22 protein-coding genes and 1 tRNA gene are annotated in these 24,625 nt (G+C 58.8%); 13 read left to right on the top strand and 10 right to left on the bottom strand.

Annotation, left to right across the window (positions count from 1 at the left end):
• Positions 1–93: 93 nt before the first annotated feature.
• The 6 genes from GOX75_RS13100 to GOX75_RS13075 all read right to left on the bottom strand — a co-directional run bounded on the left by GOX75_RS13100 (position 94) and on the right by GOX75_RS13075 (position 5,329).
• Positions 94–966 (bottom strand): NAD(P)-dependent oxidoreductase, encoded by an 873-nt coding sequence (locus GOX75_RS13100; protein ID WP_171123739.1) that lies wholly within the window; start codon positions 964–966, stop codon positions 94–96.
• A gap of 77 nt (positions 967–1,043) precedes the next feature.
• Complete coding sequence (gene cueR / locus GOX75_RS13095; RefSeq protein ID WP_171123737.1) at positions 1,044–1,433, bottom strand: Cu(I)-responsive transcriptional regulator; 390 nt, start codon at positions 1,431–1,433, stop codon at positions 1,044–1,046.
• The gene (locus GOX75_RS13090; RefSeq protein WP_171123736.1) at positions 1,430–3,904 is read right to left on the bottom strand and encodes a heavy metal translocating P-type ATPase; all 2,475 of its coding nucleotides are present in this window, start codon (positions 3,902–3,904) and stop codon (positions 1,430–1,432) included. Before GOX75_RS13090 ends, cueR begins: the two co-directional genes overlap by 4 nt.
• 115 nt (positions 3,905–4,019) lie before the next feature.
• Complete coding sequence (locus GOX75_RS13085; RefSeq protein WP_171123735.1) at positions 4,020–4,181, bottom strand: hypothetical protein; 162 nt, start codon at positions 4,179–4,181, stop codon at positions 4,020–4,022.
• A 50-nt stretch (positions 4,182–4,231) separates the two neighbouring features.
• Positions 4,232–4,852 (bottom strand): pyridoxamine 5'-phosphate oxidase family protein, encoded by a 621-nt coding sequence (locus tag GOX75_RS13080; protein WP_171123734.1) that lies wholly within the window; start codon positions 4,850–4,852, stop codon positions 4,232–4,234.
• Positions 4,853–4,864: 12 nt separating this feature from the next.
• Positions 4,865–5,329: a nuclear transport factor 2 family protein gene (locus tag GOX75_RS13075; protein ID WP_171123733.1), complete on the bottom strand. Its 465-nt coding sequence runs from the start codon at positions 5,327–5,329 to the stop codon at positions 4,865–4,867.
• A 305-nt stretch (positions 5,330–5,634) separates the two neighbouring features.
• Between GOX75_RS13075 and GOX75_RS13070 the strand changes: the two genes are divergently transcribed.
• Together GOX75_RS13070 and GOX75_RS13065 are read left to right on the top strand one after the other, a co-directional pair.
• A complete protein-coding gene (locus GOX75_RS13070; protein WP_171123732.1) occupies positions 5,635–6,201 on the top strand; it encodes a TetR/AcrR family transcriptional regulator in 567 nt (188 codons plus the stop codon).
• A gap of 113 nt (positions 6,202–6,314) precedes the next feature.
• On the top strand, positions 6,315–7,472 hold the full coding sequence (locus GOX75_RS13065) for an acyl-CoA dehydrogenase family protein (protein WP_171123731.1): 1,158 nt from the start codon (positions 6,315–6,317) through the stop codon (positions 7,470–7,472).
• 136 nt (positions 7,473–7,608) lie between these two features.
• Here the strand turns inward: GOX75_RS13065 and GOX75_RS13060 are convergent, their stop codons facing one another.
• Positions 7,609–8,523, bottom strand: a complete 915-nt coding sequence (locus tag GOX75_RS13060; RefSeq protein WP_171123730.1) for a LysR substrate-binding domain-containing protein — start codon at positions 8,521–8,523, stop codon at positions 7,609–7,611.
• A gap of 237 nt (positions 8,524–8,760) precedes the next feature.
• Between GOX75_RS13060 and GOX75_RS13055 the strand changes: the two genes are divergently transcribed.
• The 3 genes from GOX75_RS13055 to GOX75_RS13045 are packed head-to-tail and all read left to right on the top strand — an operon-like array spanning position 8,761 to position 13,296.
• Positions 8,761–10,953, top strand: coding sequence for a dehydrogenase E1 component subunit alpha/beta (locus GOX75_RS13055; protein WP_171123729.1), 2,193 nt, complete (start codon positions 8,761–8,763; stop codon positions 10,951–10,953).
• On the top strand, positions 10,950–11,984 hold the full coding sequence (locus GOX75_RS13050; RefSeq protein ID WP_171123728.1) for an ACP S-malonyltransferase: 1,035 nt from the start codon (positions 10,950–10,952) through the stop codon (positions 11,982–11,984). The genes GOX75_RS13055 and GOX75_RS13050 overlap by 4 nt, the downstream gene beginning before the upstream one ends.
• 40 nt (positions 11,985–12,024) lie before the next feature.
• On the top strand, positions 12,025–13,296 hold the full coding sequence (locus GOX75_RS13045; protein ID WP_371808165.1) for an NAD(P)/FAD-dependent oxidoreductase: 1,272 nt from the start codon (positions 12,025–12,027) through the stop codon (positions 13,294–13,296).
• A gap of 2 nt (positions 13,297–13,298) precedes the next feature.
• Here the strand turns inward: GOX75_RS13045 and GOX75_RS13040 are convergent, their stop codons facing one another.
• On the bottom strand, positions 13,299–14,000 hold the full coding sequence (locus tag GOX75_RS13040) for an SDR family oxidoreductase (RefSeq protein ID WP_171123724.1): 702 nt from the start codon (positions 13,998–14,000) through the stop codon (positions 13,299–13,301).
• 103 nt (positions 14,001–14,103) lie between these two features.
• Here GOX75_RS13040 and GOX75_RS13035 point away from each other — a divergent pair, with 103 nt between their 5' ends.
• Positions 14,104–14,955 (top strand): LysR substrate-binding domain-containing protein, encoded by an 852-nt coding sequence (locus GOX75_RS13035; protein ID WP_171123722.1) that lies wholly within the window; start codon positions 14,104–14,106, stop codon positions 14,953–14,955.
• Here the strand turns inward: GOX75_RS13035 and GOX75_RS13030 are convergent.
• The gene (locus GOX75_RS13030) at positions 14,946–15,848 is read right to left on the bottom strand and encodes a LysR family transcriptional regulator (RefSeq protein ID WP_171123720.1); all 903 of its coding nucleotides are present in this window, start codon (positions 15,846–15,848) and stop codon (positions 14,946–14,948) included. The two genes, GOX75_RS13035 and GOX75_RS13030, sit on opposite strands and share 10 nt — an antisense overlap.
• 76 nt (positions 15,849–15,924) lie before the next feature.
• On the opposite strand from GOX75_RS13030, the gene GOX75_RS13025 reads away from it, so the two are divergent.
• The 5 genes from GOX75_RS13025 (at position 15,925) to GOX75_RS13005 (ending at position 23,102) form a co-directional block, all read left to right on the top strand.
• Positions 15,925–19,137 carry a reductive dehalogenase gene (locus tag GOX75_RS13025; RefSeq protein WP_171123719.1) on the top strand — a complete coding sequence of 1,071 codons (3,213 nt, stop codon included), beginning with the start codon at positions 15,925–15,927 and terminating at the stop codon, positions 19,135–19,137.
• 129 nt (positions 19,138–19,266) lie between these two features.
• Complete coding sequence (locus GOX75_RS13020) at positions 19,267–20,133, top strand: xanthine dehydrogenase family protein subunit M (RefSeq protein WP_171123717.1); 867 nt, start codon at positions 19,267–19,269, stop codon at positions 20,131–20,133.
• The gene (locus GOX75_RS13015; protein ID WP_171123715.1) at positions 20,130–20,609 is read left to right on the top strand and encodes a (2Fe-2S)-binding protein; all 480 of its coding nucleotides are present in this window, start codon (positions 20,130–20,132) and stop codon (positions 20,607–20,609) included. The genes GOX75_RS13020 and GOX75_RS13015 overlap by 4 nt, the downstream gene beginning before the upstream one ends.
• Positions 20,609–22,864, top strand: a complete 2,256-nt coding sequence (locus tag GOX75_RS13010) for a xanthine dehydrogenase family protein molybdopterin-binding subunit (RefSeq protein WP_171123713.1) — start codon at positions 20,609–20,611, stop codon at positions 22,862–22,864. Before GOX75_RS13015 ends, GOX75_RS13010 begins: the two co-directional genes overlap by 1 nt.
• Complete coding sequence (locus tag GOX75_RS13005; protein ID WP_170385336.1) at positions 22,857–23,102, top strand: MoaD/ThiS family protein; 246 nt, start codon at positions 22,857–22,859, stop codon at positions 23,100–23,102. The genes GOX75_RS13010 and GOX75_RS13005 overlap by 8 nt, the downstream gene beginning before the upstream one ends.
• On the opposite strand, the gene GOX75_RS13000 is transcribed toward GOX75_RS13005, so the two are convergent.
• Complete coding sequence (locus GOX75_RS13000) at positions 23,099–23,803, bottom strand: DUF374 domain-containing protein (protein WP_171123711.1); 705 nt, start codon at positions 23,801–23,803, stop codon at positions 23,099–23,101. The two genes, GOX75_RS13005 and GOX75_RS13000, sit on opposite strands and share 4 nt — an antisense overlap.
• Positions 23,804–23,945: 142 nt before the next feature.
• Between GOX75_RS13000 and GOX75_RS12995 the strand changes: the two genes are divergently transcribed.
• Positions 23,946–24,021 (top strand) — tRNA-Trp (locus tag GOX75_RS12995).
• A 131-nt stretch (positions 24,022–24,152) separates the two neighbouring features.
• Positions 24,153–24,596 (top strand): hypothetical protein, encoded by a 444-nt coding sequence (locus GOX75_RS12990; protein WP_171123709.1) that lies wholly within the window; start codon positions 24,153–24,155, stop codon positions 24,594–24,596.
• The last annotated feature ends 29 nt before the right edge of the window (positions 24,597–24,625 follow it).

Here is a 24,625-nt window from a genome sequence, read left to right as displayed (position 1 = left end):
CCCGCGTTCAGCGGGGTCCTCTTCATCTGGCCCTAAATATCCTCGGGGGTGAATTGGGCCACGGCCCAAGAGGGGGCAGACAGCCCCCTTGCTTCATCCCAACGCGCGCAAACGCTTGATCAGGGACGAGGTGTCCCAGCGCCCGCCGCCCAGTTTCTGCACATCCTTGTAGAACTGATCAACCAGAGCCGTCACAGGCAGAGACGCACCTGTTTCATCTGCGGTGCTCAGGCAGATGCCCAAATCCTTGCGCATCCAGTCAACAGCGAAGCCGTGATCGAAATGGTCGTCCAGCATGGTCTCGTACCTGTTCGCCATCTGCCAGCTTCCTGCCGCGCCCTGGCTGATCACCTCAACCACCGACCGGCCGTCCAGCCCGGCTTTTTCGGCAAAATGCAACGCTTCACTAAGGCCCTGAACCAAACCAGCGATGGCGATTTGGTTGCACATCTTCGTCATCTGCCCCGCGCCGCTGTCGCCGATCCGGCGGCAGATTTTGGAATAGACCTGCATGATCGGCTCTGCCGTGTCATAGGCCAGCTGGTCGCCGCCGCACATGATTGACAAGACCCCGTTTTCGGCCCCCGCCTGCCCGCCCGAGATCGGGGCATCGACAAAGGCGATCCCACGGGTTTTGCCCGCCTCGTACAACTCGCGCGTCACCTTGGCAGAAACAGTTGTGTGGTCGACAAAAATCGCACCGTCAGACATCCCGTGAAACGCGCCATCTTCGCCGGTGCACACCATGCGCAAGTCGTCGTCATTTCCGACGCAGGACATGACGAACTCAGCACCTTCGGCTGCCTCATGCGGTGTCGCGGCCATTGCACCGCCATGCTGGGCAACCCATGCTTCGGCCTTGGCTTGCGTTCGGTTGTAGACGGTTACGTCGTGACCTGCGGCCTGCAGATGGCCGGCCATTGGGTAGCCCATGACACCCAATCCAAGGAATGCGACTTTTGCCATTTGGTGATCCTCTCTCATGCCCGGTTGGGTCGTTCAGCAGAGACAAACCAAAGCTGCGTGCAAAGGGCAACCCCGTGTTATGCTTTGCCTCCCAAATCTTGCAGGATTGGACAGTCGGGCCGATCATCACCCGCACATGCGTCAATCAGGTGTCCCAACGTATCGCGCATGGCGTTCAGGTCAGCGATCTTGGCCTCGACCTGGGCCAGATGCGCGCGCGCGACCTTCTTGACGTCGGAACTGGCGCGGGTGTCGTCTTCGTATAGGGCCATCAATGTGCGGCAGTCTTCGATCGTAAAGCCCAATGCACGGGCGCGGCCCAGAAAATTCAGCTTGTGTATGTCCTGACTGCGGAACCGGCGGTACCCGTTGTCATCGCGCAGGGGTTTGACCAGTCCGATGTCTTCGTAATAGCGGATCGTCTTTGCGGGTAACCCGGTCTGGGTCGAAACATCACCGATATTCATGGTGCCACCGTTTGCTGAGTTTCTGTGTGCTCTCTTTCAGGCAAAGTGGCCCGGACCCGGCGCAGGCGCAGCGCATTTGTGACTACGAAAACACTGGAAAGCGCCATTGCTCCGGCGGCCAAGGCTGGGGACAGCAATGGCCCGCCAAAGGGAAAAAGCACGCCTGCCGCAACCGGTATCAGCAAGACGTTATATCCAAACGCCCAGCCCAGGTTCTGCCGGATGTTCCGCATGGTGCGGCGGCTGATATCCATCGCGTTCGCCACACCGCGCAGATCACCTGACATGAGCACCACATCCGCCGTTTCAATGGCCACGTCGGTTCCAGTACCAATCGCAATACCAATATCCGCTGCTGCAAGCGCCGGGGCGTCATTGATGCCATCCCCGACAAAAGCCAGCGATCCAAACTGGTCGCGCAGGTCATTGATCGCGGCCAGTTTGCCGTCCGGCAACACCTCGGACGTCACGTGATCAATACCAAGTTTCCGGGCAAGCGACTGCGCCGTGCCGCTATTGTCCCCGGTGACCATCGCCAGATTCAGCCCCATCGCATGTAGCCTGCCAAGGGCCTCGGCAGTGCCGGGTTTGAGCGGGTCTGAAACTGCAATCATTGCGGCGGCCCTGCTATCGACAGCCAGGAACAAGGGGGTTGCGCCCTCGGCCGCGCGCTGGTCGGCGTCCTGTTTCAACTCTGACACATCCACGTTGTACTGCCGCATTAGCCTGAGCGACCCGATGATAATCTCTTGCCCGTCAACCAAGGCCCGAGCTCCCAAGCCTGTCAGTGACTGGAAGTCCGACGCATCGGGCGGTACCGCAGGCCCTGCGCGCGTGATCGCAGTTGCAATCGGGTGTTCGGATCGGGATTCAACCGATGCCGCAAGCCGTAGGGCTTGATCGTTGTCGAACCCGTTGGCCGTCACGATAGTTTCAAGTTCAGGGCGTCCCTGTGTCAGTGTCCCGGTCTTGTCCAACGCAACGACCTTGGCTTTTTGAAGCTGTTGCAGAGCATCGCCCTTGCGAAACAGAACACCCAATTCGGCTGCGCGGCCCGTGCCCACCATGATCGACGTCGGTGTTGCCAGCCCCATGGCGCAGGGGCACGCAATGATCAGAACCGAAACACCTGCGACCAAGGCCATCGGCAAGGCGGGCGCAGGCCCAAACAGCAACCAAGCCGCAATCGTTAGTGCTGCAACACCGATAACCGCTGGCACGAACCACGCGGTGATACGGTCGACCAGCCCCTGTATAGGTAATTTTGCACCTTGCGCCTGTTCAACCATCCGAATGACTTGTGCTAGAACAGTATCGGCACCAACGCGCGCTGCCCTTACCCGCAGCGCCCCAGTGCCGTTGATGGTGCCTGCCACGACCTGATCCGCCTTGGATTTTCCAACAGGGATCGGCTCACCCGTAATCATGCTTTCATCCACGAAGGACGTGCCTTCCAGAACTTCGGCGTCCACCGGAACACGCTCACCTGGTCTGATCTGAAGGATATCGCCCACCACAATCTCCGAGATCGGGCGGTCGATCATTGTGCCGTCCCGTTCCACCCTGGCCGATTTGGGTTGCAGGCCGATCAGCTTCTGGATCGCAGCACCAGTGCGCCCCTTTGCGCGTGCCTCCATCGCGCGACCCAGAAGGATCAGGACGACGATGACGGATGCCGCTTCGAAATAGACATTGGCGCTGCCTTCCGGCAAGGCGCCCGGCGCAAAAGTCGCGACAACCGAATACAAATAGGCCGCCCCGGTTCCCATGGCGACCAGCGCGTTCATGTCCGGGGACCTGCGCAGCAAAGAAGGGATGCCTTTCGCGTAAAAGACCCGACCCGGTCCAAGCAGAAGAAGAGTGGTCAGGCCAAACTGAATAAGGTGGCTTGTCTGAGTTCCAATCGTGGCGTGAACCCAATGATGAAAGGCTGGGATCACGTGCCCGCCCATTTCCAGCACAAAAACGGGCAGCGCCAGCATTGCGGCAAACAGTGTGGCGCGAGTCAGCGAATTGGCTTCCTGCGCCTTGCTGTGGTCTGCTTCACCGTCCTCTTGCGCGACACGGGCTGGATAACCCGCTTTGGTACAGAGGTCCGCCAGCGCCTGTGCGGTGGTTGCCCCGTCCACATACGTCACCGTCGCAGTTTCAGTCGCAAGATTGACCTGCGCTTCAACGACGGCTGGCTCACCTGACAAAAGCCCTTCGATCTTGCGCACGCATGAGGCGCAGCTCATGCCGGAAACATTCAGCGTCGTATGAGCAATAGCAGTGGGATAGCCCGCCTGATCCAGCGCGTGTGTCAGCGACTCAACTGGCCCGGAAAATGAGACCTGTGCGGTTTCGGTAGCAAAATTGACCGCGGCCGATGTGACGCCCGGAACGTCATCCAGAGCAGCCTCAACGCGACCAACGCAGGACGCACACCCCATTCCGGTGATTTTCAATTGAATTTTCTGCGGTGTAGTCATCCGACTCATCCCGAAGTGCTTTTCACCCTCTAAATGAGGGTTCCAGTCACGGGAAGGTCAAGGGGGTGCGAGTGGATATATGTGTATTTTGAAGAAGAATTAAGCCCCATCTGCCTTATCGCTTCGCGAGATGCTCCAGCAACAAAGAGTTGTAGGTAGCCGGAGGAGAAGAACGCACCGCTTCGGGAGATGCAAAAAAGCCTAGCATCAGAACTCCGGTCGACAGGGTGCAGCCAATCAGGCAAATAAAAGCGAAATTCAACGTGGAACGCGGCATGAACTGCTTCCTTGCTTACAGAACATAATCAGGACTTCCGGCAAGCCGTTTCAGGATCGGCTTGCCAGTTGCTGTTTCAGTTTCTCGTTTTCGGCCTGAAGCTGCGCCAGTTGTTGACCAAGCGTGTTCAGGTGGGGGCGCAGTTCCGCCTCGGTAAAACGTGGTGTGATGTGGCGCGGGCAATTCCAATCCAGCCCCTCGACCCGAATAATGACGGCGCGTTCTGCCACAGCATCGGCTTCATCGGGAAACAGGCTGGCTGCGGCGGATTCGCCTTCGGTGAACGCGACCCGCCCCAGAATCTTCAATCGGCGCTGGTTTGCATAATCCATCAGGATCATGGCCACCCGGTCGTTGCCGTCCAGATTCCCACGAGAAATATACTGCTTGTTGCCGGAAAAGTCGGCGTATCCAATCGTTGTCGGGCCAAACACTTTCAGAAATCCGGCAGGCCCACCGCGATACTGAACATAAGGCCAGCCGGTCTCGGACACCGTGGATTGATAGAACCCATCCCGGGCTTCGATAAACGCTTTTTCTGCGGGGCCAATCTCATGACCTTGCTGGGGGCCGCCCTCAAGGAACTTGGCATAGGTCTTGGCAGAACCCATACGTTCCTGATGGGCGCGAACGGCAGGCGTGAACATCAGTTCGGAAAATGCACGGGGCATGGGCTGTCCTTTCTACAGGCCGAGATCTGACAGGCCGGGGTGATCATCAGGCCGGGGGCCGCTGGGCCAGTGAAACAGCCGGTCTTCTTCCGAAATCGGCACATCATTCAATGACGCATGACGTTTAGCCATCCGGCCATCAGTAGCAAATTCCCAGTTCTCGTTCCCGTATGAGCGGAACCACTGACCGCTGTCATCGTGCCATTCATACGCATAGCGCACGGCAATCCGGTTGTCTGAATGTGCCCAAAGTTCTTTGATCAATCGGTAATTCAGTTCCTTCCGCCACTTTCGCGTCAGAAAGGCGTGGATTTCTGCATGGCCGGTAATGAACTCGGCGCGATTACGCCATTGACTGTCTTCGGTGTAGGCGGGCGTGACGACATCCGGATCGCGGCTGTTCCAGCCGTTTTCAGCCATCCGAATCTTTTGAATGGCGGTTTCCTGCGTGAACGGGGGAAGAGGGGGGCGTGTCATTCTGGTTCCTTTCAGGTCAATGAGGCCGCAAGCAATGCGATGGTCAGAAGAATGGGGACATACTGAGGTGAGAAGGGGCTGGCACGGCGTCTCATCTGGAAGCTCCAAAGGTTTACTGATCGGTACATGTTGTAATTGAAGGTGTACAGATCGGTAATGTTTGTCAAGTGTCACGTCGATATTTTTCTCGGGGCTGTATTGTAAGGTTCTTGTGTTACTTGAGATATTCCCCGCAGGTTTGGAAAGAGGTTGTAGCTTTCAGATCAAAATAATATGTACAGATCAGTCAAGGATTGAGCTAATAAATGCGCCCAAACAAACGAGATGAACTGGTCCGCAAGGCCCTGCAGGTCTTTTACCAAGACGGATTCCACGCCACGGGTATGGATAAACTGGTGGTGGAAACTGGCGTGTCCAAGACCTCGATGTACAAGCATTTCCGAACCAAAGAGGAATTGATCCTTGCTGCGCTGCGTTTGCGGGACGAGAACTTTAGAAACTGGTTTCTGCGTCGCATAGAAGAACTTGCCGACACGCCGGCTGATCAGTTGATCGCCAGTTTCGACGCCTTGGGCGAATGGTTCGAAGAGGATGGATTTCGCGGCTGCATGTTCATCAAGGCCGGTGCAGAGTTTCAGGACAAGACGCATCCGATCCATGTTCAGGCGGCCGAACATAAACGCCTGCTGTTGGAGTATTTCACCGATCTTGCACGCAGGGCAGGCGCGTCTGCCCCTGAGGCACTTGCCTGTCAGATTCTATTGCTGAAAGAAGGGGCCATCGTAACGGCGGTTCTGCTCAAATCCTGCGACCCGGCCCGCGAAGCCAAGGCCGCCGCAAAGGTTCTTCTGGAAGCGGCGTTGCTGAATTAGTTTCGGCCTGTTCGAATTCCTGAAATGACGTTGCGTTGTGTGTCTCTGCACGCATTGGATCGTTTGTCGGTGCAGATTACGGTGCGCAAAATTTGTTTTTGGGAGGACGCTCTATGTCTCTGATTTCTGCTACATCCGCTTGGGCGACAGAAGAACACAAGATGTTCGCTGAAATGGCGAGCCGATTTATGGCAGATGAACTGGTGCCGAATATCGAACGGTGGAACGACAACGGTGTTGTTGACCGGGAATTCTGGCGCAAGGCCGGGGATATGGGGCTGATGGCGGGTGCCATCCCCGAGGAATACGGCGGCGTTGGCGGCGACATTGGGTTTGACGCGATCACGATGTATGCGCAAACCTCACATGGGGACGCAGGTTGGGGGTATGGAATTCAGTCCATCGTGACCCACTATATTACTGCCTACGGAAGCGATGAGCAGAAACAAAAGTGGCTGCCCAAGCTGGCCTCTGGCGAAATGGTTGGCGCATTGGCGATGACCGAACCTGGGGCGGGATCTGACGTTCAGTCCATCCGTACAACCGCAGAAAAGGACGGGAACTGCTATCGCCTGAATGGCTCTAAGATTTTCATCACCAATGGGCAATCTGCCGACCTTATTCTGGTTGCGGCGAAAACCGACAAGTCCGAGGGCTCCAAGGGAGTTTCACTGGTCGCCGTCGAAACAGATGGCGCCGAAGGGTTTCGCAAAGGTCGCAACCTGAAAAAACTGGGTATGAAAGGCAACGATACGGCCGAGCTGTTCTTTGAAGACGTGAAGGTTCCGATGACGAACCTGATCGGGCCCGAAGAAGGGCAGGGTTTCTACCAGATGATGAAACAACTGCCGTGGGAACGCCTCACGATCGCCATCATCGCGCTGGGGTCTATTGATTACGCAATCGCCGAAACGGTGAAATACACGCAGGAACGCAAAGCCTTTGGGCAGCGTGTCATGGATTTCCAGAACACCCGCTTCAAGCTGGCCGAGTGCAAGACCAAGGCCGAAATTCTGCGCAGCTTTGTGAGCGATTGTATTGCCAAGCTGGAGGCAGGAACTTTGGACGCTGCGACGGCGTCCATGGCCAAGTATTGGGGGTCCGAGGCGCAAAACGAAGTCATGCATGAATGCCTTCAGCTTTTCGGTGGTTATGGGTTCATGATGGAGTATCCGATTGCCCGCCTTTACACGGACGCGCGGGTTCAGATGATTTACGGTGGCACCAACGAGATTATGAAGGAATTGATCGCCCGTTCGCTGGATACCTAGATCGAAAGAGGCTCTCCCGCCCGTCGTCGATGTTTCTGTCGAAACACCTACTCCCGTTGGGCATGGCAGGTGCGGGCCTTGCCCGCACCTGCCGCGCGCGTTGCCAACTGGCAGTTAAGTTGAAGGCGGCGCTGGCTTAGTCCGCGTCAGAGCTGTCGGTATCTGAAGCCGCAACCTGATCTTGCAGCCAGAGCCGGAATGACTTGAGCGGCTCAGGCTCTGCTCTGGATTGCGGCCAAACAAGGTAGAAATCGCCCAGACTGAAACCCGGACCGTCCCAGGCAAGGGCCAGTCGTCCAGACTTTAGGTCATCATCAACCAAATAGCTGGGCAGCAATGCAACGCCCAGCCCATGAATGGTTGCCTGGCACATTGTCGAGAACTGATCAAACAGCATTCCCTGAATGCCCGAAACCTCGTGCCCTTGAACGGCGAACCATTTCTCCCACGCGTCGGGGCGCGTTTCCAATTGCAGAAGGGGCGCTTTCAGCAACCACTCGATGTTGCCGTTCTGGTCGGGTAGCAGCGCGGGCGCGCAGACCGGCAGGACGTCTTCTCGCATGATGGGAAGGTAGTTGACGCCGGTCCAGTCTTTGCGGCCGAAATGGATTGCGGCGTCAAAGCGTTCCCTGTCAAAATCAAAGGGGCGCAGGCGTGTATTCAGGTTCACCGTGACCTCGGGGTGCTTGCGGGCAAAGTCCTGAAGGCGTGGCGCCAACCAGTGCATTCCGAACGCGGGCAGTATCGAAAGGTTCAGGGATCCGCCGGTCGGGTTGGCCTTTAGTTTCAACGAAGCCTGCGCCAACTGATGCAAGGTCGCGCGGGCCACCTGAACATATTCCTTTGCCGCAGGCGTCAAGTGAAGCCGCATATGACTGCGTTGGATGAGGTCGACGCCCAACTGTTCTTCCAAAGTCTTGAGCTGCCGACTGATTGCGCTTTGGGTCAGGGACAGTTCTTCGGCAGCGGCCGAGGCGCTTCCCAAACGATCCACGGCCTCAAGCGCCAGCAGCGAGGGGATCGAGGGCAGAAACCGACGAGGCGCAATCATATGATATTTCCTCATACCTTTTGAATGGAATATCACTGGCCTTTCGTGTGCGCCAGTCCGATACAGAGATCTGGGTTCACTTGTGGCGAAGGTGCCTTGGGGCCGGGCCGGATGGGATGTGTTGGCGGTGCAAGGTGCAACGGCGACTTTCCGTTGCCAAAACCGTGTGAAGCCTGTGACAAAGAGAGTATCCCATCGTGGATGCTGCTGCGAAACAGTTTTTGAATGAGGCCGCTGATGGATCGCGCTCAGATCGTTCACGACAATTTTCTGACCCGGGTCGCACAGGGGGATCTGCCAGACGGCCCATTGCCTTGCCCGGGGTTGAACAAGACAGACGCGGTTTCCCTGTTTCGGTCGCAGGTGCTTAGTCGGGCGTTGGACCGGACCAGCCGTGCGATGCAGAAGGCGGGGCAGGGGTTCTATACCATCGGCTCCTCGGGGCACGAAGGGATGGCTGCGGTGGCTCATGCATTGCGCCCGACCGATATCGCGTTCCTGCATTACCGCGATGCGGCGTTTCAAATTGCGCGTTCCGAGCAAGTGCCGGGTCAGCAGATAGCGTGGGACATGTTGCTAAGCTTTGCCTGCTCGAAAGAAGAGCCGACATCGGGAGGGCGGCATAAGGTCTTGGGGTCCAAGGCGCTGATGATCCCGCCGCAGACGTCTACGATTGCCAGCCACCTGCCCAAGGCGGTTGGCGCGGCCTATTCATTGGGCGCGGCACGGCGTCACGATCCCGAACACCGGGAACTGCCTGAAGATGGAATAGCGATGTGTTCCTTTGGTGATGCGTCGGCCAACCATTCGACAGCTCAGGGCGCGATCAACACGGCGGGTTGGACCAGTGTTCAGTCAACGCCGTTGCCTCTTTTGTTTGTGTGCGAGGATAACGGGATCGGCATTTCGGTGAAGACGCCCACCGGTTGGATTCAGGCGTCCATGCAGCACCGACCGGGGATAAAGTACTTCCAAGCCAACGGTTTGGACATTTTTGAAACTTTTGCCGTGGCTAAAGAAGCTGCTGACTACGTCCGAACCCGGCGCAAGCCAGCGTTTCTGCATCTGCGCACTGTGCGCCTTTATGGTCATGCCGGGGCGGACGTGCCCACGACCTATTTGACAAAGTCCGAAGTTGAAGCGGATGAAGCGAATGATCCTCTACTGCATTCGGTGCGACTGTTGGGTCAGGCAGGCGCGCTGACGCCCGATCAGGCGCTGAAGATTTACAATGACACCTGCGCCCGAACTGAGCGTATCGCAGCCGAGGCCGCTTCGCGCCCGCACCTGGCCGACGCGGCCGAGGTCATGGCAAGCCTGATTCCCCCAACACGTGCCTGCAAGCCCACCAATGGCCCAAGCGCCGAGGCACGCACGCGCGCGTTTGGAAGCGATCTACGCGCGATGGACGATCCCCAACCCATGAGCCGACTGATTAACTGGGCACTGACCGATTTGATGCTGGAGCATGGCGAGATTGTCTGTATGGGCGAAGATGTCGGTCGCAAGGGCGGCGTCTATGGCGTGACGCAAAAGCTGCAACAACGGTTCGGGCCGGATCGGGTTATTGATACGCTGTTGGACGAGCAATCAATTCTGGGGCTGGCAATCGGCATGGGGCATAACGGGTTCATCCCGATCCCCGAAATCCAGTTCCTCGCCTATCTTCATAATGCCGAAGACCAGATCAGGGGCGAGGCGGCAACCCTACCGTTTTTCTCGAACGGCCAGTTCTCGAACCCGATGGTTCTGCGGATTGCGGGTCTGGGGTATCAGAAAGGGTTCGGGGGGCATTTCCACAACGACAACTCTCTGGCCGTATTGCGCGATATTCCCGGGGTGATTATCGCCTGCCCTTCGACAGGATCGGACGCTGCGCAGATGCTGCGTGAATGCGTGCGGCTGGCGCGGGAAGAACAACGTGTTGTGGTGTTTCTGGAACCTATCGCGCTGTATCCCATGCGCGATCTGCACGAAGCTCAGGATGCCGGGTGGATGACGACCTATCCCTCGCCGGATCAACGCATCGCGATTGGAGAGGTCGGGGTGCACGGTGACGGGACCGATCTGGCGATCGTCACCTATGGCAACGGGCACTACCTGTCGCAAAAGGCGCTGCCTGCTTTGCGGGCGGCTGGGCTAAAGCCTCGTGTCATTGATATGCGCTGGCTTGCGCCACTACCGGCAGAAGCGCTGCGCGCGGCGACCAAGGGATGCAAACATATCCTGATCATGGATGAATGCCGCCGGACCGGAAGCCAGTCCGAGGCGTTGATGGCCTTTTTTGCCGAAAACAGCGCCGATACCCTTGTCGCACGGGTCGTGGCTGAGGACTGCTTTATCGCGACCGGCCCCGCCTATGCCGCGCCTTTACCGTCAGAAGAAAGCATCGTTGAAGCTGCGCTCAAGCTGACCGGAGGCCGATCATGACCCGCACCGCAGTTGTCATCTGCCCCGGGCGGGGCACTTATAATAAGCCTGAGTTGGGATATTTGCATCGCCACCACGCAGACCGCATGGACATGCTCCACCGGTTTGACGATCTTCGTGCTGAGGCCGGACAAGAGCGGGTAACTGATCTGGACGGCGCGGGGCGCTTTTCGGTCAGCAAATACTCGCGGGGGGATGTCGCCTCGCCTTTGATCTATGCGGCATCCTTATCGGATGCCTTGGATCTGGCTGACGATATCGAGGTGGTCGCTGTCACCGGGAACTCGATGGGGTGGTATATCGCCCTGGTCGTGGCGGGTGCGTTGTCGCCCGAGAACGGGTTCCGCGTCGTGAACACCATGGGGACGTTGATGCAGGATCACCTGATTGGCGGGCAGCTTGTCTATCCCTTTACAGATGAGACATGGAAAAACGATCCGGTCCGCAAGGCGGAGTTGCTGGCCGATGTCGCGCGGATCAATGCGATCGACGGTCATGATCTGGCATTGTCGATCGACTTGGGGGGTATGCTTGTGCTGGCGGGCAATGAGGTGGGGCTGAAGGCCTTTGAAACCTCTCAGCCTGTTGTCCAAAATCAGTTCCCAATGCGACTGGCGAACCACGCCGCATTCCATACACCTCTGCAAGCGCCAGTCGCCGCTGAGGGGCGGTCGCGCCTAGGGGTTGAACTTTTCAGCCAACCGACCCGGCCCCTTATCGACGGGCGGGGCAAGGTTTGGTGGCCGGGCGCTACGGATACGCAGGAACTTTGGGATTATACGTTGGGGCATCAGGTGACGGAGGCCTACGACTTCACCCGTTCCGTACAGACGGCGGCCCGCGAATTCGCACCTGACCTTTTCATAGTCACCGGTCCCGGCGCAACGCTGAGCGGTGCTGTTGCGCAATCACTGGTGCAGGCGAATTGGCGTGGGATGAAGGACAAGGCCGCGTTTCAGGAACGGCAGGACACGCAACCGGTCCTTCTTGCCATGGGGCGCGAGGACCAAAGGGCCCTTGCAACCGGCTGATGCAAGCTGGATGATCCGACCAATTTTCAAGGAGCAGCCCGTGCGCGACCATGACCAGTCCCTTTGGCAACAGACCTGCCGCGAACGGGTCGAAAGCACTGTGCTGACAAATACCCTGACCGTCGATCTTGCGGTGATCGGCGGGGGGTATACCGGCTGCGCGGCGGCGTTGACCGCTGCGCGTGCCGGGGCGTCGGTTTGTTTGCTTGAGGCGCAAGAGATCGGGCATGGCGGGTCAGGCCGCAATGTGGGTCTTGCAAATGCCGGATTGTGGCTGCCACCCGAGGATATCCGGGCACATCTGGGGGCAGCGTCAGGGGATCGCCTGATCAACCTGCTTGCTGTCGCACCTGCCGACGTCTTTGAACTGATCGAGCGGCACGCGATTGATTGCGAACCTGTGCGCAACGGAACCGTGCATTGCGCCCATTCCGGTGCGGGTTTGAAAGATCTGCAAAACCGCTACGCGCAGCAACGCGCAGTGGGTGCGCCGGTTGAGTTGTTATCCACCGATCAGACGCGCCAACGCACAGGCAGCGCGGCTTTCCACGGATCACTGTTTGACCCGCGGGCCGGAACCATTCAGCCGCTGGGCTATGTGCGCGGGCTTGCACGGGCTGCGTCCGAGGCCGGGGCGCAGGTTTTCACGCGCAGCCCGGTTCAATCGTTGACCCGTAGCGGGGATATCTGGGTGCTTGAAACGGAACGAGGCTCAGTGCGAGCCAAAGCCGTGATTCAGGCCACAAACGCCTATCATCAAAGCCTTGCGGCGTCGGCACCGGCTTATGTCCCCGTCTACTATTTCCAGTTTTCCACCGCCCCCTTGTCGGACAACCTGCGGGCCAGCATTTTGCCGGGCGGAGAAGGGTGTTGGGATACTGGGTTGATCATGACCTCATTCCGCGTCGATCAGGATGATCGGTTCATTATCGGTGCGATGGGTGATCTTTCACACGCGGGGAGTGGAGCGCACAGGCGCTGGATTCGGCGCAAATTGTCCGAACTGTTCCCGCAACTGTCCGACCTGCCGTTGACTGAGGGCTGGCATGGGCGGATCGCGATGACCTCGGATCATATCCCGAAGATCACCGAGATTGGCCCAAACGCGCTTTCTGTCCATGGGTATTCCGGGCGAGGCATCGGGCCGGGAACCGTGTTTGGCCGGTTGGTGGCCGAAAGCCTGTTGCGCGAAGATCCCGATCTCTTGCCCGTCCCGATGGTGTCGGAATACTGCGAAAGCTGGACCGGCCTGCGCCGCGCCTATTTTGAAACCGGCGCGGCGTTGACTCATTTTGTCAAAGCGCGGTTCTGAATTCAGACCGACCGGGTAATGCCGCCGTCAACGCGTATGTTTTGGCCCGTGATGTAACCCCCGCCTTCTGACGCAAGCAATGCAACGACCGAGGCGATCTCATCATAGCTGCGCCCATATCGGCCCATAGGAATGCGGGCGCGGAAATCCTCGTTCTCGGGCAGGCTGTCGATAAAGCCGGGCAGGATGTTGTTCATGCGGATATTGTCAGCGGCGTATTTGTCTGAATACAGCTTGGTGAAGGCGGCAAGGCCAGCGCGGAACACGCCCGAGGTTGGAAACACGGGGTCAGGCTCGAACGCAGCAAAAGTCGATATGTTGATGATCGAGCCACCGCCTTGCGCCTGCATGATCGGCGTCACCAGCCGCGTTGGCCGGACGGCGTTCATGAAATACACATCCATTCCCGTGTGCCAGTCTTCATCGGTCAGATCCAGAATGGGCGCGCGCGGCCCGTGCCCCGCGGAATTCACAAGCACATCTATGCGTCCCCAATGGGCCATCGCTGCATCGACCAGTTTTTGCAGGTCGTCTGTAGACTGGTTCGACCCGGTCACGCCGACCCCGCCCAGTTCATGCGCCAATGCCTCGCCTTTGCCCGACGAGGACAGGATGCCCACCTTGAACCCGTCGGCGGCCAAGCGGCGGGCAGAATCTGCCCCCATGCCGCTGCCGCCTGCTGTAATTAGCGCTACTTTCGTCATCTCAAGCCTCCGATGTCTAGTGCTCTAAAGATGCGCTCTGACTGGTGGTTTGACCAATCAGTTCTTCTGTCTTTATGCTGTAGAAAAACTACAGGATAAGCAAATGGCAGCCCTGCCCCCATTGAACGCGCTCCGCGCCTTTGAAGTTGCGGCCCGGCATTTGAATTTCCGGCTTGCAGCAGAGGAACTTGGCGTCACTCAGGGTGCCGTGGCGCAACAGGTCCGTGGGCTTGAGGCGCGACTGGCCGAAAAGCTGTTTGAACGTCTGCCGCGCGGTTTGGCGCTGACCGAGGCGGGTCGCCGTTTTCATGCGCCACTGCGCCGGGCGTTCAGGTTGATTGAAGAGGCCGTGGATGAATTGTCCTGCGATCAGCAAGTTGTTGTTTCAGTGACACCAAGCTTCGCTTCAAAATGGCTGGTGCCGCGTTTGCCAGATCTGACAGACAAGCACCCCGACATCTCGGTGAAAATTGATGCGCGGGAACGGCTGGCGGATTTCAAGGGTGACGGCGTGGACATCGCCGTGCGGCAGGGACGAGCGCCGTTTGGGGCGGGCCTGACATCAACCCCTTTGTTTTCAAATGCGTTCGTTCCGGTCTGCAGCCCCGAATTGGCAGGGGAGATCACGCGACCAGCGGACCTTTTGGACCACGTTCTTCTGAACGATACGCATGGGTTGTGGCCGCTGTTCCTTGAACGCCTTGGGCTGGTTGGCAAGCCTCGAGTTATGAGTTTCAGCCAGACGAGTCTGACCATTGACGCCGCTGCCTCGGGGCAGGGGATTGCACTGGCACATGAACCTCTGGTCGCGACGGAACTTGCATCGGGACGGCTTGAACGGCCCTTGTCGGATGTTCTGATCGAAGACCTTGGGTTCCATGTTGTCAGCCCGGCAAAACCGCGGCAGCCCGAATTGGTTGCGTTGATGAAGAACTGGCTGCTGTCTCAATCGTGAAGCGTGGCCGCTATGTTTTCTATTCGTCCCCGCAACCAGCGATGCGCGGGGTCATTGGCAAACCTCTGATGCCAGACCATGTAGATCGAGACCGGTTCACAGTGAAACGGTAACGGTGCGCAATCCAACGCGGCGAGGGCACCGTGCCTCATCAAGGCCGTGTCGGTTGAAATCAGGTCGCTTCCTTTCACAAAGGATGGGATGGCGTTGAAATGGGGTAAGGTGACCGTGGCGGGCCTGATCTGGTTTTGGTCCACACCCCGCATGACCGCGCGCGAACTGCGCCCGTCCGTGAACCGCACCTCGACATGTTCGGTTTCGCAATATGTTTTCCAATCGGTTGGCGGCTGGCGGCGGGTTCCGTCGTAATAGATCATCAGCGGGCTGCTGAGGACACGCTTTTGAAAGATGTCTGGCCCATCCGGTGGCAATGGGGACAGCATCAACTGACACCGGTCGCTGCGCAGCAGGTCCGGATCCGGTACGCCCGAGGGAATAAAGCCAAGCCGCAGTCTGATACCTTCGGAACGGACCAAGCGGAGCAGTTTGGGGAAGATCAACTCTCGCGGCATGTCGTTTGTGGCGATTTGAACGTGCAATTCCTCGGATAGCGGATCGAACGGGCGATCGTCGGTCAGCGCCCGCAATCCATCAAGCACGCCTTGCACCGGTTCTTTCAGGGACAGGGCGCGTTCGGTCGGTATCAGGCCTTGACCTGAACGAACAAACAAAGGGTCTCCCAGAACCTGCCTCAGCTTGGCCAGCGTATGGCTGATCGCCGATTGCGTAACGCCCATTCGGTCCGCAGCCTTTGAGACCGAGTTCTCCTCGAGTATCGTCAAAAAGACGCGCAGAACTTTGCCATCAAGGTCAGTGAAATCAATTTTGCTCATGCCGTCTATGATAATTCATGAATGGATTGGTGATCCATGACGATTTAGATGACGTTGAGCAAACAGGAGGCACGCGATGGGGATCCGCTTTTTCTCGGACAGGAACAGGCCGGTACATATGGGGTCGTACCCTTTGGAACGGCTGGCCCGGCAGACCGCGATGCCAGATATGTCTGGGGCCCGTCAAATGCCGGTTCTCAGTTTCCAGCGCCCTAATCAGCCCGAAAGCATCGTGAATGCGATGGGTGAGTTTCAGGCGATGATGGATGCGATCCGCGACGGGTTCGTGAACCCGGTGCCGTCCGATATACCCACAGATCCGACAGAGCGTGCCAACCACCTGAAGGCGTTTGGATATTTCAACGATGCATCCATGATGGGCTGCGGTCCGCTTCCCGCCGAGGCATTGCTGTCCGAACCCCGCCGCAACCCCGATATTGACCGTCTGGCCCATGCGTTGAAGACGCGCCAGACCAAGACGCTGGCGTCCGGCATCGACCTGATCATGGCCGATTTGAAGGAAAGCATGGAGGCCGAGCCGCGCCCCATGGACCGTCATCGTCATGCGATTGTCTTTCTGTACGAATACAACCGCGACCCAAATCCGGAAGAACCCGGGTCCGAGTGGATCATGAACGCGCAGGACCACCGCGCATGTCTGCTGGCCACCGAGAACGCGGTGGTCATCGCCAATTACATCCGCATTCTGGGGTTTGACGCGCGGGCGCACACGGTCATGTCGTCCGAGGTTGATCTGGGAAAGCTCGCCGTCGCGGCGGGCCTGTGTTCGGTCGAGGACGGAGAGGTCGTTGCCCCATGGCTGGGCAAACGGTTCGGGCTGGCTGCCGTGACGACCGAGATGGAGATCGCGCATGATCTGCCATTGGCGCCGATGGCCCGGCAGCCGTGGTTTCACACCCAAGGCCCCGCTTGGTGGCTGGGTACGGGGTTTGCCAAGAACGCGCTGAATCGCGACGCTTATGCCAAACGGCGCTATGTGGATGGGGCGCATCCGTTTGAAAAACTCAAGCGGGTCGACGCGCCCACCACGTATATTGACGAAGAAAACGTCGCCCGCGTCCCCAAACGCGCTGACATGTTCGCACGGGCGCAATTCGGAGATATGGGGAAAAATCTGCAGGACGCGGCGAAAGGCGGTTATTACGTTCGCAAAGCGGCCCCCAGTTTTGCGCAGCGCCGCGCGCTGGGCGCGTTTGTGTTGTTGCAGGATGGGGAAAGCGCGGACACTTCGCCACCAACCGATACCGCACGCAATGCCGCGAATATCAAGGCGGCAACGTATTTTCTGGGCGTTGATGCGGTGGGCCTTAGCCGCTGCCCCGAGTGGGCGTGGTACTCCCATGATGCGACGGGCGAGGAGATCAATCCGCCCCACGACCAAGCCATCAGCATGATCATCGACCAAGGCTATGAAACGATGGAGGGCGCCAGCGGCGATGACTGGATCAGCGTCGCGCAGTCGATGCGCGCTTATCTGCGGTTCTCGCTTCTGGGTGGGGTGATCGCGCAGCAGATCCGTAACCTCGGGTACAAGGCCCGCGCGCATACGGTAATGGATGGTGAGGTGTTGCAACCGCCCCTTCTGTTGCTGTCCGGGTTGGGTGAGGTCAGCCGGATCGGAGAGGTGATCCTGAATCCCTACCTCGGGCCGCGCCTGAAGTCCGGTGCGGTGACCACGGATATGCCGATGGCCCAGGACAAGCCGATTGATTTCGGCCTGCAAACCTTTTGCGAGTCTTGCAACAAATGCGCCCGCGAATGTCCCTCGGGCGCGATCACCGCCGGGCCAAAGCTGATGTTCAACGGCTATGAAATCTGGAAATCCGACAGCCAGAAATGCGCCACCTACCGCGTGACCACGCCGGGCGGTGCAATGTGCGGGCGGTGCATGAAGACCTGCCCGTGGAACCTTGAGGGAATCTTCAAAGAGCGTCCGTTCCGATGGGCCGCGATGAACATCCCTCAGGCCGCGCCCGCGTTGGCGAAACTGGATGACACTGTCGGCAATGGCGGCCTGAACGACATCAAGAAATGGTGGTGGGACATCGAAGTGCAATCGGACGGCGCTTACCGCCCGACCGAGCATCCGTTGAACCGACGAGACCTGCAAACCGATCTTGATCTGAAATACGAAGACCAGACGCTTGCGGTCTACCCCGCCTACCTTGCGCCGCATCCCTGGCCCTATCCTTTTGGCATGGACCGCGAGGCCGGGATCGCCGCGTATCAGGCAATGGTGACCGCAGATGAATACAAGGCCCGCAAAGCTGCGGGTGATATGTCGGTGATTCACCGCTACGCGATCGCGGGCGATGCTCCGGTGATGCGGGTTGAACTGACGAAGGTCGGTAAGATGACGGCGGATGTGACCAAGTACGAATTCTCTACTCTGGACGGCTCGCCTTTGCCGGAATGGACTGCTGGCGCGCATCTGGACGTTCTGGTCGCGCCGGAATTCCTGCGGCAGTATTCCATGTCCGGCGATCCGTCCGACCGCATGACCTATCAGATCGGTGTGCTGCGCGAGGATGACGGACGCGGCGGCTCGGCCCTGCTGCACCGGATTTTCAACGAGGGGCGCAAGGTCTTCATCTCGAAACCCATCAACCATTTTGAACTGGACGAAGGCGCGACTAAGAGTTTTCTGATGGGCGGCGGAATCGGAATAACGCCGATGATAGCCTTCGCCCATCGGTTGCACGCCTTGGGCAAACCGTTCGAACTGCATTATTCCGCCAGCACCCGCGCCGGGGCCGGGTATCTGCAGGATCTGGCGACGATGCCGTGGGCGGATCGCGTCCACTATCATTTCTCGGACGAGGGCACGCGCGCTGATCTGGATGCGATCCTGTCGGCTTATCAGACCGGCTGGCATGTCTATACCTGCGGACCGGATCGGTTCATGGACGGGGTGATGCAGGCGGCTGAGCGTAAGGGCTTTCCCGATGAGGCGCGGCATCTGGAGTATTTCTCGGTCCCCGAACAACCCGAATACGAGAATCACGAATTCACCCTGCGGCTGGCCAAGTCGGGCCGCGATCTGACTGTGCCCGCAAACAAGGACGCCGCGCAGGTGTTGAATGAGGCGGGTATACACGTGGATGTGAAATGCGCTGACGGCATCTGCGGGGTCTGTAAATGCGGCGTGGTCTCGGGTGAGGTCGAACACCGTGATTTCGTTTTGTCCAACAAGCAGCGCGAGGGGGCGATCATCCTTTGCCAAAGCCGAGCTGCGCAAAAAGATGGCGTGATCGAGATCGACCTCTGATCGGAAGTTTAGAAACGACATTTTGAATCGCAAAATTTGGTCGTTCCAGCCATGGACGCCGGGGCGGTGCTGCACTAACGTCCCCTGCGAACCCCAGTGAATCCTGATCAACAGGTGCGAGGTATTTTCATGGATTATCACAGTCCCGCCAGTTTCGCCGAGGCGTCGGCTCTAGCTGCAAACGCAACGGGCGTCACCCGCTTTCTGGCTGGCGGAACGGATGTTCTGGTGCAGTTGCGCTCGGAACTGGTCACGCCCGACACGCTGATCGACATCAAGAAAATCGACGGTGTCAGCGACATAACCCGCAACGCTGATGGAAGCTGGACGCTGGGCGTTGCCGCCACCGGCGCCGAGATGAGCGAACACCCCGAGCTTGGCCGCGACTGGCCCGGCGTGGTTGAGGCGATGGACTTGATCGGATCCACGCAGGTGCAGGGCCGCGCAACGCTGACCGGCAATTTGTGCAATGGTTCTCCGGCGGCGGATTCGGTGCCTGCGATGGTTGCGGCAGGCGTGACTGTGACGGTCACCAGCCCCGAAGGTGAGCGCGAGGTGGCGGTCGAAGACATCCCCACCGGCCCCGGCAAAACGTCGCTGGCCAAGGGCGAGGTTGTCTCAGCCGTGAATATCCCTGTGCGCGGGGACAATGCGGGCGACGCCTATCTGCGGTTCATTCCGCGCACCGAGATGGATATCGCCGTGGTCGGCGTAGGTGTCAGCCTGCGTCTGGATGGCGATACTGTGGTCGAGGCGCGTGTGTCGCTGGGCGCGGTCGCGCCAACAGTGCTGTTGGTTGAAGATTGCGCCAAGGCCATCATCGGTAGCACTCTGGACGATACCACGCTGGACGCGCTGGCGGCAGCGGCCTCTGCAGCCTGTAACCCGATTGACGATAAACGCGGCACGATCGCATTCCGCACCGAGGTCGCTGGCGTTCTGGCCAAACGTGCCGCGAAAATCGCCTATGCCCGCGCGAAGGGAGAAAAAGCATGAGTAAGCTCCACGTATCCACCACCGTGAACGGGGATGGGGTCGATTTTCTGTGCGACCCCCGTGAAACCTTGTTGGACTGTCTGCGCGACAAGCTGAACCTGACCGGCGCGAAAGAGGGCTGCGGAACCGGCGACTGCGGCGCGTGTTCCGTCACCGTCGATGGCCGTTTGGTCTGTTCGTGCCTGATGTTGGGTGCCGAGGCCGAGGGTAAGCAGATCGAAACCGTCGAAGGTATCGCGGACGGTGACGTGCTGCACCCGTTACAGCAGAAGTTCATCGACCATGCCGCCCTGCAATGTGGCATCTGCACACCGGGCATTCTGGTGGCGGCCAAGTCGCTGCTGGAAAAGAACCCCAACCCGACCGAGGAAGAAACCAGGTACTGGCTTGCAGGCAACCTTTGCCGCTGCACCGGTTATGACAAGATCATTCGCGCCGTGATGGAAACGGCAGAAGAATTGCGGGAGGCGTCGTAATGGCTCTGGACGATCGTAAGACAGAATTTACCTTTGTCGGCACTCGCCCGAACCGCCCAGACGGGTTGGACAAGGTCACGGGCCGGGCCAAGTTTGGCGCGGACATGTCAGCCCCGGGGATGCTGCACGGTGCGATCCTGCGCTCGCCCCATGCCCATGCGCGGATTGTGAAGATCGACGCGTCCAAAGCTGAGGCGTTGAAGGACGTCAAAGCCGTCGTCACCCGCGCCGATTTCGCCGAAGTGCCGTTCATGCCCGGCCTGGAAGGTGAGTTCTGGAATGTGCTGGAAAACGTCATGGCGGGGGAAAAGGCGCTGTATGACGGGCACGCAGTTGCGGCCGTTGCGGCGACATCGGCTCTGGCCGCGCGCGACGCGCTGAAACTGATCGAGGTCGAGTACGAGGTTCTGCCCCACGTCACTGACGTGGACAAGGCGATGGCCCCGGATGCGCCGGTCATCCGCGAAGGGGCTGCGGATTATTCCGTGCCCGAGGGGATGCATCCCAACGTCGTGCGTTATCACGAAAGCGGCCACGGCGATGTCGAGGCCGGGTTCGCTGAGGCAGATCTGGTGATCGAAGACAGTTTCGTCACCGAAGCCACCCATCAGGGCTATATCGAGCCGCACGCCTGTCTGGGCATGCTGGGCAATGACGGCAAGGGTGAGCTGTGGTGTACCACCCAAGGTCACTGGATCGCGCAAAAAACCTGTGCGGCGCTTTTGGGCATCGAAACCTCGCAATTGCGCGTCACCGCATCCGAGATCGGAGGCGGTTTCGGCGGCAAGACAACGGTATTCATCGAACCTGTCGCGCTGGCACTCAGCCGCAAGGCCAACCGGCCCGTTAAAGTTGTGATGACCCGATCCGAGGTGTTCCGGGCGACTGGCCCGACAGCTTCGGCGTCGATGGATATCAAAATCGGGATGAAGAAGGACGGCACAATCTCTGCAGCGCAGGGTGTGTTCCGCTTGCAGGGTGGGGCATTCCCGGGCGCGCCCGGCGACATGACCGCCATGTGCGCCTTTGCGCCTTACAACCTGACCAACGTCAAGCAGATCGGCTATGACGTCATGGCCAACCGTCCGAAACAGGCGGCCTATCGCGCGCCGGGTGCGCCAATGGGCGCGTTTGCCGTTGAGTCGGTGATTGACGAGCTGTGCAAGAAGCTGGGTCTGGACCCGGTCGATGTACGCCTGAAAAACGCGGCCCATGAAGGGACCAAGGCCAGCTATGGCCCGCGCTATCAGCGGATCGGTCTGGTTGAAACGCTGGAAGCGGCCAAGGCGCATCCGCATTATTCGGCCCCACTGAAGCCAGGGCAGGGGCGCGGGATTTCCTGCGGGTTCTGGTTCAACCACGGCGGCGAGACAAGCGTGTCGCTGGCCCTGTCCGAGGACGGCTCGGCGCAGTTGATGGTGGGGACGCCGGATATTGGCGGCTCGCGCGCGTCGATGGCGCTGATGGCGGCCGAAGTGCTTGGTATCCCTTATGAAAACATCCGTGTGACAATCGCGGATACGGCGACGCTGGGCTATAACGATGTCAGCCACGGTTCACGCGTGACCTATGCCAGCGGTCTGGCGACCATCAAAGCGGCGCGCCATGCGGTTGAGAAACTGAGCGAACGCGCGGCGGCCAAGTGGGGCATCCCCGTGGACGCGGTAAAATGGGAAAACGGTTGCGCTGTCCCGTCTGGCCCCAATGCCGGAGATTTCGATCCGATGCCACTGGCTGATATCACGGCCAATATGGGCAGCACCGGGGGGCCGATCTCGGGCCATTTCGAGGCGACGCCCGAAGGTGCAGGTGTATCCTTCGGCACGCATATTGTGGATGCCGAAGTTGACCCGGAAACGGGTAAGACCAGCATCACGCGCTATACGGTCATTCAGGACGCGGGCAAGGCTATCCACCCGACCTATGTGGAAGGCCAGTACCAAGGCGGCGCTGCACAAGGGATCGGTTGGGCGCTGAACGAGGAATATATCTATGGCGAGGATGGTCGGCTGCAAAACTCGATCTTCCTTGACTATCGCATCCCCGTCGCCAGTGACCTGCCCATGATCGACACGGTGATTGTCGAAGTCCCCAACCCTGGCCACCCGTTCGGCGTGCGCGGAGTGGGTGAAACAGGAATCGTGCCGCCTCTGGCCGCTATCGCAAATGCGGTATCGCAAGCGGCGGGCGTTCGAATGAAACAACTGCCGATGTCCCCGCCGCGCATTCTGGCCGCGCTTAGAGACAATGGTTGAGGTTCACCTCTGGTCTGGTCTTCGGTCTTTGACCGGGGGCCAGCAGGTGGTGGAGGTCGATGCCAAAACCACGGGTGAGCTGCTACAGGAACTGGTGCGGCTACATCCTCAGCTTCAAGGGCCGATAGATGCCGGCGTGTCCATCGCGATTGACGGGCGCGTTGTAGCCAGCGGTCTGACCGAGCCGATCCCTGAAGGCAGCGAAATCTATCTGATGCAAAGGCTGAGGGGCGGTTAGCCCTTCGGCGACCACGGCTCGCGCCCAACCATCCGGTCAGCCTCGGCGGTGATGTCGTTCATATGTTTTTCAAGGCTGAGGCGCAGCGCTTCGATCTGGTCTTCGGTCGCTTTGCGCGGAACGGGATTCGTCCATTCGCGGCACAAAAAGACGCCTTCGTTCCGCCACGGGCGCGGCATCAGTAGGCGATCCCAGGTTCCAGCCTCGCTTCCGTGTTTGGCTGAGAATGTGATGCCAAAGACCCGTTTGCCCGACGTGCGCGCCCAGATCAGGGGCACGGTTGAAGATACGCGTTCAGGCCCACGCGGACCATCGGCGGCGATCCCGATCGAGATACCCTGTTTCATCTTTCCAAGAACCTCGCGCGACAAGGCGACGTGGCGCTTGTGGCTGGACATGGCAATCGTGTCCATGCCGAACAGTTTCTGCACCCGGCCTACCATGCTGCCTGCACGTGCCGACGAGGTGATCGAACAGATGCGACCCTTGTCCAATGGAAAGAAATAGGGCGACTGCGTCAGTCGCTGATGCCACAGAACAACGATGACCGGTTCGCCTTGATCGGCCAGTTGGTCAAGTTCTTCGTACCCGATACGTTGCCACTTGGTATTGCGGTTGACCATCCGGATATAGCTTGCGATCCGCCGGGCCGCCCAGTTCAGAACGGCTTCGCTGTCGGCAATTTTCTTGCGGAGGTTCACGTCAGGCGTCCTTCTGTTGGCGAAAATGTGTCTTATAGAACTCAACGCCGCGCGCAACTTGTTTGTGAAATACATAACTGTGGCTGAATCTCAAAAAGCCTCTTGAGTCCGCCGCGCGGCTGGCATATCTGAGGCGCACCTTAGGGGTATAGCTCAGTTGGTAGAGCGACGGTCTCCAAAACCGTAGGTCGCGGGTTCGAACCCTGCTGCCCCTGCCATTTCCCTCAAAATCTCAGGCGAGCCTGTGCCGTCGGCACCGTAGCATTCTGACCAGAATTTCTAAATTTTCAGCAAATCAAGTAGTGTTGGTCGCGTTCTTGATGAGTTTTTGCTGTTTTGGGGGCAATCCATGCGTATTTTCTTTAAACAAAGCCTTGTTGCGTTCTGGTTCGTATGGTGGGCCTTTGCGTTCCTCACCGACTTTGTCGGTGGTCTGGAGCTGCTTGGGTACACGTCTACGCCGTGGTTCGATGGGCACAACTATCCGTTCCTGCAAAAAACACTTGAGCAGTTCGGAGCGACTCCGGCCGTGGATATCGCCTTGTTTGTCGGTATCATCGCTTGGGCTTTGATTGCGGCCTTGCTGTTTTTGATCGCAGTTGCAACGCCTTACCAGAACAAGAAGCTTTGGATCAAACGCGTGGATACGGCCTTTGTGGTGTCAATTGGCCTGTGGCTTGCGTTCTTTCTGTCTGACCAGACAGTCATGAAATTCGATCTGGAAGAAAACCATATGGTTCAGGGTGGTTTTCAGCTTTTGTGCTATCTGACAATTCACTTGTTGCCGGATTGAGGTAAAATTCAGCCGAGTGTCCAAACGCG

The organism is Ruegeria sp. HKCCD7251 (assembly GCF_013031165.1).
Taxonomy (GTDB): Bacteria; Pseudomonadota; Alphaproteobacteria; order Rhodobacterales; family Rhodobacteraceae; genus Ruegeria.
This window is presented reverse-complemented; position numbering and strand designations above follow the sequence as displayed.